We start from the raw sequence: 13,783 nt of genomic DNA on the forward strand, positions 1-13,783 counted from the left end.
ACGTTATCTCCGGCTACGCCACTGTCGATTCAAGAAAGTCCTGTGCGAACCGCTGCAACACGCCACCGGCCGTGTATATGGCCACCTCTTCGGCAGTATCGATGCGGCAAATCACCGGTACGCGCTCAGTGCTGCCACTCTGGCGATGAATCACCAGGGTGAGCTTGGCGCCCGGCTGAGGCGCTCCTTCCACATCGTAAATTTCGGTGCCATCCAACCCCAGGGTATGACGCGTCGTCCCCGCTTCAAACTGCAGCGGCATAACGCCCATACCGACCAGATTCGTGCGGTGAATGCGCTCAAAGCCCTCGGCCACAATCGTCTCGACCCCGGCCAGCGCGACGCCTTTGGCCGCCCAATCGCGGGAAGACCCCTGGCCATAGTCGGCACCGGCAATAATAATTAACGGCTGCTTGCGGGCCATGTACGTTTCAATGGCCTCCCACATCCGGGTGACCTTGCCTTCGGGCTCAATACGCGCAAGTGAGCCCTGCACGACCTTGCCCTGCTCGTCGTGAACCATTTCGTTGAACAGCTTGGGATTGGCTAACGTGGCCCGCTGCGCCGTTAAGTGATCACCGCGGTGGGTTGCGTAAGAGTTAAAGTCCTCCTCTGGCAACCCCATTTTGTCCAGGTATTCCCCGGCAGCGCTGTCCAACATGATGGCGTTAGAGGGCGACAAATGGTCGGTAGTGATGTTGTCCGGCAGAATTGCCAGCGGCCGCATACCCTTCAAACCACGCTCCTTCGCCATATTGCCTTCCCAATAGGGCGGGCGACGAATATAGGTGCTTTGGGGCCGCCACTCATACAGCGGGCTCACCTGGGTGCGTGCGCTCTTATCCAGATCAAACATCGGGATATAGGTGTCACGGAACTGCTCGGGTTTCACCGCCGACTTCACAATGGCATCAATTTCGCTGTCATCAGGCCAGATATCTTTAAGCGTCACGGGATTGCCTTCCGCATCGTGACCCAGCACATCCTTTTCAATGTCAAAACGAATCGTGCCGGCGATGGCGTAAGCCACCACCAGCGGCGGCGAGGCCAGAAACGCCTGCTTGGCGTGTGGGTGAATACGCCCGTCAAAATTACGATTACCCGACAGCACCGCCGTGGCGTATAGATCGCGGTCAACAATCTCCTGCTCTATGCGCGGATCAAGCGCACCGGACATCCCGTTGCAGGTGGTGCACGCGTAGGCCACCACGCCAAAGCCCAGGTCTTCCAGCTCGCCCATCAAGTCGGCTTCTTCCAGGTACATCTTCACGGTTTTCGACCCAGGGGCCAGCGATGACTTAACCCACGGTTTGCGGGTTAAGCCCAGCTTGTTAGCGTTACGCGCAATCAACCCGGCCGCCACCATATTGCGCGGATTGGAGGTATTGGTGCAGCTGGTAATCGCGGCGATGATTACCGCGCCATCCGGCATTCTGCCCGCCTTCTCTTCTGCCCGCGCTTTATCCATATCCACCGCGATGCCGTGCTTGGCAAGCTCAGAAGTCGGTAAGTGGGCATGGGGGTTGGAAGGCCCTGCCAGGGTGCGCGTCACACTAGACAAATCAAAGGTCAGCACCCGCTCGTACTCGGCCGTGGTCAGGCTATCGGCCCACAGACCGGTATGCTTAGCGTAGGCTTCAACCAGCGCCACTTGCTCGTCTTCGCGCCCGGTAAGCTTAAGATAATCGATGGTTTGGCCATCGATATAAAACATTGCTGCCGTCGCGCCGTATTCCGGCGTCATGTTGGAGATCGTCGCGCGATCGCCTACGGTCAGCGCATCGGCACCTTCACCGTAAAACTCCAGATAGGCGCCAACCACACGCTCTTTGCGTAAAAACTCGGTAATCGCCAGCACCATGTCGGTACCGGTTATACCCGGCTGCATTTTTCCAGTCAGCTCGACACCGACAATATCCGGCAGGCGCATCATCGAGGCACGCCCAAGCATGACACTCTCGGCTTCAAGGCCACCCACGCCCACCGAAATCACGCCCAAGGCATCGGTCATTGGGGTATGGCTATCGGTGCCCACACAGGTATCAGGAAAAGCCACTCCCTGCTGGGTCTGCACCACCGGCGACATTTTCTCCAGGTTGATCTGGTGCATGATGCCGTTGCCTGGCGGAATGACATCGACATTCTCGAAGGCCACCTTCGTCCAGTTAATAAAGTGAAAGCGATCATCGTTGCGGCGGTCTTCTACCTGGCGGTTCTTTTCGAAGGCGTCTTTTTCAAAGCCGGCGTGCTCAACAGCCAGCGAGTGATCGACAATCAGCTGCGTCGGCACCACTGGGTTGACCTTTGCGGGGTCGCCACCTTTATCGGCAATCGCATCGCGCAGGCCGGCCAGGTCGACAAGCGCGGTCTGGCCTAAAATATCGTGGCAAACGACCCGCGCCGGATACCAAGGGAAATCCAGGTCGCGCTTGCGTTCAATCAACTGCTTGAGTGCGTCGGTAAGCAGGCCTGGGTCGCAGCGGCGCACCAGTTGCTCGGCCAATACCCGCGAGGTGTAAGGCAGGGTCGCGTAGGCACCGGGCTGGATATCCTCAACGGCCTGGCGGGCATCGAAGAAATCGACCTCCACCCCCTCCACCGTTACGCCCGGCAGCGGCTTGCGATAATTCGTATTCATAGTCACTCTCGCTTAATCACGGGCTTCGATGGGCACCCACTCGCTCTTTTCAGGGCCGGTGTAGTCGGCGCTGGGGCGAATAATGCGGTTGTTTTCACGCTGCTCAAACACGTGAGCTGCCCAGCCGGTAAGCCGCGACATCACGAAAATCGGCGTGAACAGCTTGGTGGGAATGTCCATGAAGTGGTAAGCGCTGGCGTGGAAGAAATCCGCGTTGCAGAACAGCTTCTTCTCCCGCCACATGACCTCTTCGCAACGCTCAGACACGGGGTAAAGCACGCTGTCGCCCACATCGTCAGCGAGTTTTTTCGACCAGTGCTTGATGATGGCATTACGCGGATCTGAATCACGGTAAATCGCGTGACCAAAGCCCATGATTTTTTCTTTGCGCTTCAGCATGCCGAGCATTTCGCGCTCGGCTTCTTCCGGCGAGGTCCAGTTTTCGATCATCGCCATCGCCGCTTCATTGGCGCCACCGTGCAGCGGCCCACGCAGCGAGCCAATCGCCCCGGTCACACACGAGTGCATGTCGGAGAGCGTTGAGGCGCATACACGAGCGGTGAACGTGGAGGCGTTGAACTCGTGCTCGGCGTATAGAATCAGCGACACGTTCATCACCCGAGCGTGCAGCTCGGAAGCGGGTTTGTCGCGCAGCATATGCAGAAAGTGACCACCTACCGAAGCATCGTCGGTTTCGGTATTGATGCGTACGCCATCGTGGCTGAAGCGGTACCAGTAGCAAATGATCGACGGCAGCACGGCCAACAGGCGGTCGGCCACGTCTTCCTGCTCGCCAAAGCTTTCCTCGGTTTCCAGGTTACCCAGCATGGAAGCACCCGTACGCATCACATCCATGGGGTGCGCGTCTTTGGGAATCTCTTCCAGCACGTTTTTCAAAGCGCTGGGTAAACCGCGCAGGCTTTTCAGCTTGGCAATGTAATGATCCAGCTCATCTTGATTGGGCAGTTTGCCTTTAAGCAACAGGTACGCAACTTCTTCAAACTTGGCTTTTTCGGCAAGCTCTTTGATATCAAAGCCGCGGTAAGTGAGCCCTGAGCCGGTTTTACCCACGGTACACAGGGCGGTCGTCCCGGCACTTTGGCCACGTAGTCCTGCGCTGTTTTGCGGTTTATCAGCCATGCTGTGTCTCCTGTCGCGATTTTTATAAGTTGTCAGCTTTTATATGGGTTAACGGCTATTAAGCGTCTTTCTGATCGGCAAATAGCGCATCGAGCTTTTGCTCGAAATCGTGGTAGTTCAAAAAGTCGTAAAGCTCATCGCGGGTCTGCATGGTGTCCACCACGTCTTTCTGGTGGCCGTTATCCAGAATGCTTTGGTAAACATGCAGCGCGGCGGCGTTCATAGCGCGGAAGGCAGATAGCGGATACAGCACCATGCGGCAGCCGACGTCACCCAATTCCTGCTGAGTAAACAGCGGCGTTGCACCAAACTCGGTAATATTGGCAAGAATCGGTGCATTGACCCGCTCGCAGAAGGCTTTGTAGTCATCCAGGGTATGCACCGCTTCGGCAAAGATGGCATCGGCACCCGCCTCGACACAGGCATTGGCACGTTCAATAGCCGCGTCTAACCCTTCTTTTTGGAAGGCGTCGGTGCGGGCAATCAGATAAAACTCAGGGTCGAGCTTCGCATCCGATGCGGCCTTAATGCGATCAACCATTTCCTGCTGAGACACAATCGCTTTGTTGGGGCGATGCCCGCAGCGCTTCTGAGCCACCTGATCTTCCAGGTGAACCGCGGCCACCCCCGCCCGCTGCATTTCTTTCACGGTGCGCGCGATATTAAAAGCGCCGCCCCAGCCGGTATCGATATCGACCAGCAACGGTACGTCGGTGGCACCGCAAATACGGTGAGCGTCTTCCACCACGTCATTCATGGTGGTCATGCCCAGATCCGGCAGGCCAAATGAAGCATTCGCCACGCCACCACCCGACAGATAAATCGCCTGGTGCCCTACCCGCTCGGCCATCATTGCCGTATAGGCATTAATGGTACCGAGAATCGGCAGCGGGCGGCTGGCATCTAGCGCCGCACGAAACCGCGCGCCAGGGGTGAGCCTGGAGGCAGATGAAGACTGAGACATGGACGTTGACTCCTTTTTTCATCCGACACGGGATTAATGGACATTAGTCCGTCGATGTCGAAGAGGGTTGTTCAAGAATAGTGGCGTAACGGTCGGCCACGTTGGCGCGGGAAGCACTGACGTGGCGGCGCATCAACAGTTCGGCGAGCTCGGCATCGCCGGCTTCAATGGCATCGACAATGCGATGGTGCTCTACAAAAGCACGCTGCGGGCGCGCGCCGCTCGCGCTGAATTGAGTGCGGTATAAGCGCACCAGGTAATAGAGGTCGTCGCACAGCAGGTTCATCAGCATTTTGTTATGGCTGCCCTGGACAATGCGATAGTGAAAATCGAGATCGCCCTCTCGCTGGTAATAAGCTTCGCCACGTTTTAAGTCGGCTTGCCCCTCGTGCAGCGCCAGCACGTCGCGTAGCCCTTGAATTTCCTGAGGCGACATAAACTCAGCGGCTAAACGCGCCGCCATGCTTTCTAACGCTTCGCGCACGTCGAACAATTCAAGCAGCTCTTTCATCGACAGTTTGACTACCCGAGCGCCCACATGGGGAACACGCTCAATCAGCCGGTGCGCTTCCAAGCGACGCATCGCTTCGCGCAGCGGACCACGGGAGATACCGTAGGTCTTCGACAAGCCTGGCTCGGTAATTTTGCTACCGGGGGCTAGCTCGCCACGCACGATGGCATCCTGAAGCTGATGAAAAACGCGCTCGGCCAGCGTGCGCACTTCTGGAGCAGCCGCCTCATCGCCGGGGGAATTTTTTGGGTGAGTGGTTGCAAGTAGCGTCATGGGTAATTGTCGACAATTAAATGGTAGAACAACTTTAGTCCTCAGCCAAACTGCCGTCAACCATGCCCACTACAAGATAAGATACGCCTTTTGTCGTACGACTTAGGGCATGCTTTACGACTACTGTCGACAATCTTTATCATCCTATAGCCTGTTGCACGCTGCTCTTTCACAAAATGTGTACCGTGAGAAAGACGTCGAGAGGATCAACTGGTGTCATTGTTTAACGCCCTCTAGAATACTTCGCCTTTACTCGGTCAGGCGTTTGCTTCATGACATCAGCGTTGACACTTACGGCACTGCCCTATCTACCAGACCCGCTTACGACGTTCGCGCAGCTACGCAAGCGCCCTGGCGCAGTATTGCTTGATAGCGGACGCCCGGTGGCCAACGGCCGGTTTGATATCCTCAGCAGTGATCCCTTGGCGACATTGGAAGTCGATGCCAACGGCACACCAAAGCTTGTGTCTGAAAAGTTGAACCCGCCTAACCGCTGGGCGGATGTCTTTGCTCCCCAGCAGTGGCTGCTTGAGCAGTTACCTTCCCCAGTGGAGCACATGGGCGAGCTGCCCTTCGCTGGCGGGCTGATCGGTTACTGGAGCTACGACCTGGGCCGTGAACAACAGTCCATCGCCAGTCAACAACCGCGCGTTAACGCCTTGCCTCAAGCCCGCATCGGTCTTTACGACTGGTGCATCACCTTCGATCACCACACGCAACAGGCTTGGTTGGTTGCCTCGTCGGCCCGCCGGGAACAGGTTATGCGCTGGCTTAGCCAGGAAGCGCCAACGCAGGCGCGTTTTTGTCTGACCGAACCTTTCCAGGCCGAACTAAACCGCGAGGATTACGACCAGCGTTTTCGTGCGGTGCAAAACTATATTCGCGCCGGCGACTGCTACCAGATCAACCTTGCCCAGCGCTTCTCAGCGCCTTACCAAGGGGATGAATGGCAGGCGTATTTACGCCTTCGTCATGCCACTCCCACGCCGTTTTCGGGTTTTATGGCCTGGCAGGACAAAGCCGTGCTCTCGCTCTCGCCCGAGCGCTTTATTCGCTGCTATGAGGGACAGGTAGAAACCCGCCCGATAAAAGGGACACGCCCTCGAGGAGCAACGCCCAATGAGGACAAAGCCCTCGCCGAACAGCTAATTAACAGCACCAAAGACCGCGCGGAAAACGTAATGATTGTCGATCTGCTGCGCAATGACCTGGGGCGCGTCTGCCAACCCGGCTCAATTCGCGTGCCGCAACTCTGTCATTTGGAAAGCTACCCCAACGTGCATCACCTGGTCAGCGTGATCCAGGGCCAGCTTCCCGACCCGCGCGCGGCGCTTGCCCTGCTGGCCGCCGCGTTTCCCGGCGGCTCGATTACCGGCGCGCCAAAGATTCGCGCCATGCAGATTATTGACGAGCTAGAGCCCTGCCAGCGCAGCGTATATTGCGGAAGCATGGGCTATGTCGACGTGCGGGGAAGTATGGACACCTCGATTGCCATCCGCACCATGATGGCGGATGCCGGCAGGCTTCATGTATGGGGCGGCGGCGGTTTGGTCGCCGACTCCAAAGCCGACGAGGAATACACCGAGACACTCGACAAAATTCGTCACCTTATCGATGCGCTGGAATAAGAAAAGCAGGTTTTAAATCAAAAAGAAATATAAAAGCCAAACCAAACGGTATTGGGGCGAACCGCCTGCCCTTTGGTAGCCTAGTGGCATAATCTTTCCGATGATAAGGAGGCAGCATGTCCTCAGCACTAGACACCATTAACAGCGATTTCGCCAACAACCCTCAGGGGTTGATCGAGTGGGCCTTTAAGCAAGGCCAACGGCCGATTTGCACGACCAACTTCCGCCCGTTTGAAGCGGTGATTCTGCACATGGTGACCCAAGTAGACCCTGATATTCCCATTGTATGGATGGACAGCGGCTACAATACCGAGGCGACCTACCAGTTTGCCGATGAGGTAATCAAACAGCTTAATCTCAATATCGTGAGTTTCTTGCCCAAACGGACTCGCGCCCATCGTGAAGCGCTGGAAGGCCCGATGCCCGGCATCGATGATCCGCGCCATGCGGCGTTTACCCAAGAAGTCAAAATCGAACCCTTCGAACGCGCCCTGCGTGAAATGCAGCCGGACGTTTGGTTTACCGCCCTGCGCGCGGAAGACACCCCCGAGCGAGCCAAAATGCAGCCCGTTAGCCGCAACGACGATGGCCTGCTCAAGGTGGCGCCACTGCTACACTGGAGCGCCAAAGACATGTACCAATACTTGGAAGCCCATGGCCTGCCCAACAACTTCGATTACTTCGACCCTACCAAGGTCGAGGAAAAGCGCGAATGCGGGCTGCATTTACAGCACTAATCTCACATCAATACGCCTAGGCATCACCTAATACTCGGGCAGATCTATTTCATCAAACAACATCTGCTCGTGGCGTGGGCCTGCGGTCAGCGCCTCTTCTACCCGGTCTCGGGTCAGGTGAGGCGCAAAGCGGGTTAAAAAGTCGTACATATACCCACGCATGAAGGTTCCACGACGGATGCCAATTTTGGTCGTTGAGCTTGCGAATAAATGGCGTGCATCTAAGGCGACCAAGTCTTCATCCAAAGCAGGATCAACGGCCATGTGCGCCACAATGCCCACGCCCATGCCAAGACGCACGTAGGTTTTAATGACGTCGGCATCCGCTGCGGTCAGCACCACATTGGGCGTTAGCCCTTTGGCTTTAAACGCATCGTCTAGCTGAGAACGCCCAGTGAAACCAAACACATAGGTCACCAACGGGTGCTCAGCCAGCGCTTCTAAGGTTAAAGGGCCGTCAAGGTTCGCCAGCGGATGATCTTTGGGTACCAAGACACAACGGTTCCAGCGATAACAGGGCAGCAAAATAAGGTCGGTAAACAGCTCTAGCGACTCGGTGGCAATGGCAAAATCTGCCTGGCCTTCGCTGACCATTTGAGCGATTTGCTTGGGGGTGCCCTGCTGCATGTGCAGCGCCACATCGGGGTATTTTTGGGTAAAGGCGCTGATAACGGGCGGCAGCGCATAGCGCGCCTGGGTGTGGGTGGTGGCAATCGCCAGGCTCCCACGCCGCTCGTCGCTGTGTTCCTGCGCGACGTGCTTGATGTTTTCGGTTGTGCGTAGCACCTGGCCCGCCAGGTTAATAATCGACTGACCGGCCGGCGTCACCCGAGTGAGGTGTTTGCCGCTGCGGGCAAATATCTCAACGCCTAGCTCGTCTTCCAACAAGCGGATTTGCTTGGAGATACCAGGCTGTGAGGTAAATAGACTCTGCGCGGTGGCCGAAACGTTTAAATTGTGCCGATTAACTTCCCAAATGTAGCGAAGCTGCTGCAGTTTCATGATGTCACCTAACGATCAATGCGCGGATGATGGCGGTCAAAAGCCACTGCGCTGCCTTTGGCACCTTGCTCATATAGCCGCGCGGCATTATTAGAATAAAAAATAGCACTATAATGCCTTTATAGTATAAAAAAACCGGCTTATCAGCACCTATTACTTTTTACTATTTTATCGATTTGATGCAGATCGTATTTGCCAGGTCCCGCTTCGCCCGCTAACATTTGCCGACTTGGCGCGATGAAATATGCTACGCAATCGCGTAATGACCGTTGCTCCATTTGAGGCAACGAAACAGTAAGAGCAACGCAAACGGGAGAAACAAATGGCTACTAATGTTGATGTCACCAACGCCAATTTTGAGCAGGAAGTCCTCAACGCCGAACAGCCAGTCCTGCTGAAATTCTGGGCGCCCTGGTGCGGCCCCTGCAAAGTCATGGCCCCGGTGGTCGATGAAGTCGCTGGCGAGCGCGGTGACAATCTGAAAGTCGTGAGTGTTAACGTTGACGACGCCCCTGAAATTGCCGCTGAACAAGGCGTGCGCGGCGTTCCCACTGTTATGCTTTTCAAAGCGGGCACCAAGGTGGCATCGCTGGTTGGCGCGCAGTCTAAATCGCAGCTAACGCAGTTTATTGACCAAAACGCCTAACGAACGCATAACCGCCGACCTTGATCGGCGGTTATGGTGCGCATTTCTGAAAACGCTAACCCACGCTTAGCTCGATAGAGCCTCGCTTACCTTATTGGCGTCTTAGCCACGGTGGGCGTCGCCCTTCTTTTCGACTCTTAGACTCGCCTCGCCGCCGCCCAGGGCCGAGTAGATAGGCAATCCAGCGGGTTTGCGGATGGCTGTCCAACGCAATCTTAAGTGTCATGGTCAGTACCACCGAGAGCAGCATCCCCGCAGCGCCAAACACCCACCCCCATACCACCAATGACAGAAACGCCACAAAGGTCGAAAGCCCTAACGCCCGCCCCATAATCCGTGGCTCAATCAAGTTCCCCAGCACAAAATTGATCGCCAAGTACGCTGACGCCAGCAGTAATGCCTGCCATACCCCACCATCCTGGGCCACCAGCAGTAGCAATACCGGTGGAATCGCCGCAATGGCGGAACCAATATTGGGAATAAAGTTAAGCGCAAACGCGAGCACCCCCCAAAGCAAAGGAAACTCAACGCCCACCATCAAGCACGACAGCCACACGAGAATACCGGTGGCCAAACTAATCATCGTCTTAACGGCGAGATAGCGTTTCAACGTCAGGCTGAACTCACTAAAACGCTTTAAGCTCGGCGCAGGGTTTTCCAGAGCCACCGACACTTTATCGCGAAAGTTCAGCGTCTCGAATAACATGAAAATAACCAGCAACGCGACGATGGCGCTCTGCATGAACAGGTTGCCAAGCTCGCCCAATAACGCTGGCACCCAAGACCCTTCACCATCCATTTCCAACATAGAACTTAGTTGGTCTGGATCAATCGCCAACCCACGTGAAGCCAAGGCGTTCAATATGTCCCAATAATGTTCATAGAGGCGTGCTTCAATATTAGGTAAGGCCTGAACAAAGGTACTGAAGCTGTTCACCACCAGAAGGCCAATCAGCAACAAAAACGCCAACATAAAAAACAGCGTGAGCAAGGCCGACACCCGCAAACTCAACCCACAACGGTTCAGCCACTGCACCGGCGACGTACACACCACGGCAATGAAGATAGCCAGCAAAAGCGGAACCAGCAGATCCGCCCCCATTTTCATGCCACCGATGATGACCACCAAAGCGGCCAGTGCCAGCGTGGCATGTAATGGAACGCTGCGATAATCTTCATCCGATAAATTCGACATACCCCTCCATCCCTAAGCGATGTTGCCTTCCTATTAAAGCGGCAACGGTAATTTCGCACCAAGCGTGCAAACTTTTAGCATTTGTCTCACACAACTACCATACGGCTGAACTTTCACAAGTTGGCTGGATTCCAAGCAGAGTCTAGTCTTACTGCACCTACTCCGCCATATGCCTCGGCGGACGCTCATCAAAGGGAGACATATTGATGAAACCAAACTTTCTATCCGTAACACGCCTGCACCGTAGCATCGCCGCCGGCGCGCTGCTCACTTTAATCAGCCTACCCGCTGCACAAGCAGCCCCAGCGCCGCCAAGCTTGCACGTTCAGGCCCAGTCGACGGTTGAGGTGGCCCCCGACAAAGCCACACTGAATGCCCGTTTATGGGAAAAGACGCCTGCCCATTCCACACTGGAAGACACAGACGGTGACGAATTAACCGCCGCGCGCGAGCGTTTAGAGCGCCGGGTCAGCGAATTGATTAACACCATGGAAGACAGCGGCCTTGAGCGCGAGGCAATCAGCGCAGGCTCGTTGAACATCTATCCCGAGCAGGTCCAGGGGGCGCGCAGCGACAGCGGTGATGGCGAAATCCTGCAACGCACCCGGCTTGAACGCCCCGTGACCGTCGAGCTCACCGACCTGGACCAGCTCGGCGAGGTGCTTGACGCGCTGATGGGCGCCGGCGTGAATGCCCTGGATGGCGTTCAGTTCGACGTGCAGAACCGCGATGCGGCCACCGATGAAGCGCTGGTCAAGGCGCTTGAAAAAGCCCAGCACAAGGCACAGCTGATGGCCGACACCCTGGGCGCCGATATCGGCCACGTTCAGCACATAGAAGAAACCCAGTCGCCCATCTTCCAGCCGCGCATGATGTCGATGCGCGCCGAGAGCAGCGCCAGCGCCGATGCCGGCAGTGGTACCGCCAACGAATACCGCCCCGGCACCCTGCGCATCGAAGCGGGCGTGAACGTGACCTGGACGCTTAAAGGGCCAGACGCTCCAGACCACCCAGATAGCGACGCAGCGGCTCAGGAATAACCACCGAGCCGTCCGCCTGCTGGTGATTTTCCAATACCGCCAGCAGGCAACGCCCCACTGCCAGGCCCGAGCCGTTCAGGGTATGCAACAGCTGGGGCTTTTTCATGTCCGGATGGCGGTAGCGGGCCTGCATGCGCCGCGCCTGGAAATCCTCGCAGTTGGAAATCGACGAAATCTCGCGGTAAGTATCCTGACTCGGCAACCATACCTCTAAGTCATAAGTTTTGGCCGCGCCAAAGCCCATATCGCCGGTGCATAGCGTGACCACGCGATACGGCAGCGCGAGCGCCTGCAAAATCGCCTCGGCATGGCCACGCATCTCTTCCAGCGCCGCATAGCTTTTCTCCGGCTCGACGATTTGCACCATCTCGACCTTATCGAACTGATGCTGGCGGATCATGCCGCGGGTATCGCGTCCGTGGGAGCCCGCCTCAGAGCGGAAGCAAGGCGTATGCGCGGTAAGCTTCATCGGCAATGCAGACTGGTCGACAATTTCGTCGCGCACGAAGTTGGTTAGCGGTACTTCTGCGGTGGGAATCAGGTGGTACTCACGCTCGTCGTCCAGTCGGAATAAATCCTCGCCAAACTTGGGCAACTGACCGGTACCAATCAGCGAGCTGCGGTTGACCATGTACGGCACGTAGCACTCTTCGTAGCCGTGCTGCTCGGTTTGGGTATCCAGCATAAACTGCGTCAGCGCACGGTGCAGGCGCGCCACCGGGCCGCGCATCACCGCAAAGCGCGCGCCAGTGAGCTTCGAGGCCAGGTCAAAATCGAGATAGCCCGATTTCTTGCCCAGATCAACATGATCCAGCACCTCGAAATCAAATTCACGGGGCGTACCCCAGCGGTGCAGCTCGACGTTATCGGCTTCTTTTTCGCCTACCGGCACGCTCTCGTGGGCAAGATTGGGAATCCCGCTAACCGCGTCGTCCCATTCGGCCTGCACCTCGGCCAACTGCTGCTTTGCCGCATCCAGGCGGTCGCCAAGATCACTGACCTCATCCAGCAGCGGCTGAATATCCTCACCACTGGCCTTCGCCTTACCGATGGCTTTGGAGCGCTGATTACGCTCGTTCTGCAGCTGTTCGGTTTGCGTTTGCAGCTCGCGGCGGCGCGACTCCAACGCCTGCAGCCCTTCTTTATCCAACACGAAGCCCCGCTGGGCGAGTTGTTGCGCCAACGCATCAAGGTCGCCGCGCAGCAGTTTTGGATCGAGCATCAGAGGTATCCCTTGGCCTGAAATCAGTAAAACACGGCGTACAACGCCGATGACAAAGGCGTCTATTGTAGGCAAAAGCGCGGCAGGGGGCTATGGGGTTATCCTGCCATGCGCAGCGCTGCTAACATAAGCGTATCGACCCTGATTAGCCAAGCGAGCTTTAAATGACTCCCGCTTTTGAACAAACCCTTGCCGCCATCGATGCGCTGCACGCACAAGACCCGCGCTCGACCACGCTTGAGGACGGCACCTCGATGCCGCAAGAACTGGCTTATGCCCAGCGCATGAGCAAGTGGCTGGAACCTGTTTTTAATGCGCCCAGCGAACTGTTGCAACTGGCAGTGCGCGCCCAACATTTGCAGCGCTGGCAGGTACCCCGCGAAGAATATGAAAAAGGCCGGGTGGGCTATTTGACCTGGCGGCGCGACCAGGGCAAGCGGGCAGGCGAAACCACTGCCCAATTAATGCAGGAAGCCGGTTACAGCGCCGAGGATGCCAAACGTGTCGCGGCGATGATCGGCAAGAAAGGCCTGGGCCGCGATCCCGAGGTACAGGCGTTGGAAGACTGTGCCTGCCTGGTGTTTCTGGAAAACTACTTTGCCGATTTCTCGCGCAAGGTAGAACACGACCACATGGTGCGTATCGTGCAGATGACCTGGCGTAAAATGTCGCCGCGTGCCCACGAGTTGGCGTTAGCGCTGCCCATGTCGGCTTCTTCCGCGGCCTTGGTTAAAGAAGCCTTGAGCGAGGCATAACGCCGCCGCCCTGATGCACCGGCGGCGTCGCT

The 13,783-nt window shown here is 56.7% G+C and carries 12 protein-coding genes; 5 read left to right on the forward strand and 7 right to left on the reverse strand.

Annotated features, from left to right (window positions below; all coding sequences use genetic code 11):
- Positions 1-13: 13 nt before the first annotated feature.
- From acnD to BLR97_RS13640, 4 genes are read right to left on the reverse strand one after another with little or no spacing between them, the layout of a single operon-like run.
- Positions 14-2,638, reverse strand: coding sequence for a Fe/S-dependent 2-methylisocitrate dehydratase AcnD (gene acnD / locus BLR97_RS13625; protein ID WP_089707078.1), 2,625 nt, complete (start codon positions 2,636-2,638; stop codon positions 14-16).
- 12 nt (positions 2,639-2,650) lie between these two features.
- Positions 2,651-3,778 carry a bifunctional 2-methylcitrate synthase/citrate synthase gene (prpC, locus tag BLR97_RS13630; RefSeq protein WP_089707079.1) on the reverse strand — a complete coding sequence of 376 codons (1,128 nt, stop codon included), beginning with the start codon at positions 3,776-3,778 and terminating at the stop codon, positions 2,651-2,653.
- A 58-nt stretch (positions 3,779-3,836) separates the two neighbouring features.
- Positions 3,837-4,742 (reverse strand): methylisocitrate lyase, encoded by a 906-nt coding sequence (gene prpB / locus BLR97_RS13635; RefSeq protein ID WP_089707080.1) that lies wholly within the window; start codon positions 4,740-4,742, stop codon positions 3,837-3,839.
- A 43-nt stretch (positions 4,743-4,785) separates the two neighbouring features.
- The gene (locus BLR97_RS13640; RefSeq protein ID WP_089707081.1) at positions 4,786-5,526 is read right to left on the reverse strand and encodes a GntR family transcriptional regulator; all 741 of its coding nucleotides are present in this window, start codon (positions 5,524-5,526) and stop codon (positions 4,786-4,788) included.
- A 272-nt stretch (positions 5,527-5,798) separates the two neighbouring features.
- Here BLR97_RS13640 and pabB point away from each other — a divergent pair, with 272 nt between their 5' ends.
- The gene (gene pabB, locus BLR97_RS13645; RefSeq protein ID WP_089707082.1) at positions 5,799-7,154 is read left to right on the forward strand and encodes an aminodeoxychorismate synthase component I; all 1,356 of its coding nucleotides are present in this window, start codon (positions 5,799-5,801) and stop codon (positions 7,152-7,154) included.
- Positions 7,155-7,270: 116 nt separating this feature from the next.
- Positions 7,271-7,891: a phosphoadenosine phosphosulfate reductase domain-containing protein gene (locus BLR97_RS13650; protein ID WP_089707083.1), complete on the forward strand. Its 621-nt coding sequence runs from the start codon at positions 7,271-7,273 to the stop codon at positions 7,889-7,891.
- A 27-nt stretch (positions 7,892-7,918) separates the two neighbouring features.
- On the opposite strand, the gene cysB is transcribed toward BLR97_RS13650, so the two are convergent.
- Positions 7,919-8,893 carry an HTH-type transcriptional regulator CysB gene (gene cysB, locus BLR97_RS13655; protein ID WP_089707084.1) on the reverse strand — a complete coding sequence of 325 codons (975 nt, stop codon included), beginning with the start codon at positions 8,891-8,893 and terminating at the stop codon, positions 7,919-7,921.
- A 322-nt stretch (positions 8,894-9,215) separates the two neighbouring features.
- Here cysB and trxA point away from each other — a divergent pair, with 322 nt between their 5' ends.
- Entirely contained in the window at positions 9,216-9,539 is a 324-nt protein-coding gene (gene trxA / locus BLR97_RS13660; protein WP_089707085.1) for a thioredoxin, read from the forward strand.
- Positions 9,540-9,630: 91 nt separating this feature from the next.
- Here trxA and BLR97_RS13665 read toward each other — a convergent pair whose 3' ends face one another.
- Positions 9,631-10,734 carry an AI-2E family transporter gene (locus BLR97_RS13665; protein ID WP_089707086.1) on the reverse strand — a complete coding sequence of 368 codons (1,104 nt, stop codon included), beginning with the start codon at positions 10,732-10,734 and terminating at the stop codon, positions 9,631-9,633.
- 206 nt (positions 10,735-10,940) lie between these two features.
- On the opposite strand from BLR97_RS13665, the gene BLR97_RS13670 reads away from it, so the two are divergent.
- Complete coding sequence (locus BLR97_RS13670; protein ID WP_089707087.1) at positions 10,941-11,774, forward strand: SIMPL domain-containing protein; 834 nt, start codon at positions 10,941-10,943, stop codon at positions 11,772-11,774.
- Here the strand turns inward: BLR97_RS13670 and serS are convergent.
- Entirely contained in the window at positions 11,719-12,996 is a 1,278-nt protein-coding gene (gene serS, locus BLR97_RS13675) for a serine--tRNA ligase (RefSeq protein ID WP_089707088.1), read from the reverse strand. The two genes, BLR97_RS13670 and serS, sit on opposite strands and share 56 nt — an antisense overlap.
- A gap of 164 nt (positions 12,997-13,160) precedes the next feature.
- Between serS and BLR97_RS13680 the strand changes: the two genes are divergently transcribed.
- Positions 13,161-13,751 carry a DUF4202 domain-containing protein gene (locus tag BLR97_RS13680; RefSeq protein WP_089707089.1) on the forward strand — a complete coding sequence of 197 codons (591 nt, stop codon included), beginning with the start codon at positions 13,161-13,163 and terminating at the stop codon, positions 13,749-13,751.
- The last annotated feature ends 32 nt before the right edge of the window (positions 13,752-13,783 follow it).

Origin of the sequence: Vreelandella arcis, from assembly GCF_900103865.1 — a bacterium.
GTDB classification, from domain to species: Bacteria; Pseudomonadota; Gammaproteobacteria; order Pseudomonadales; family Halomonadaceae; genus Vreelandella; species Vreelandella arcis.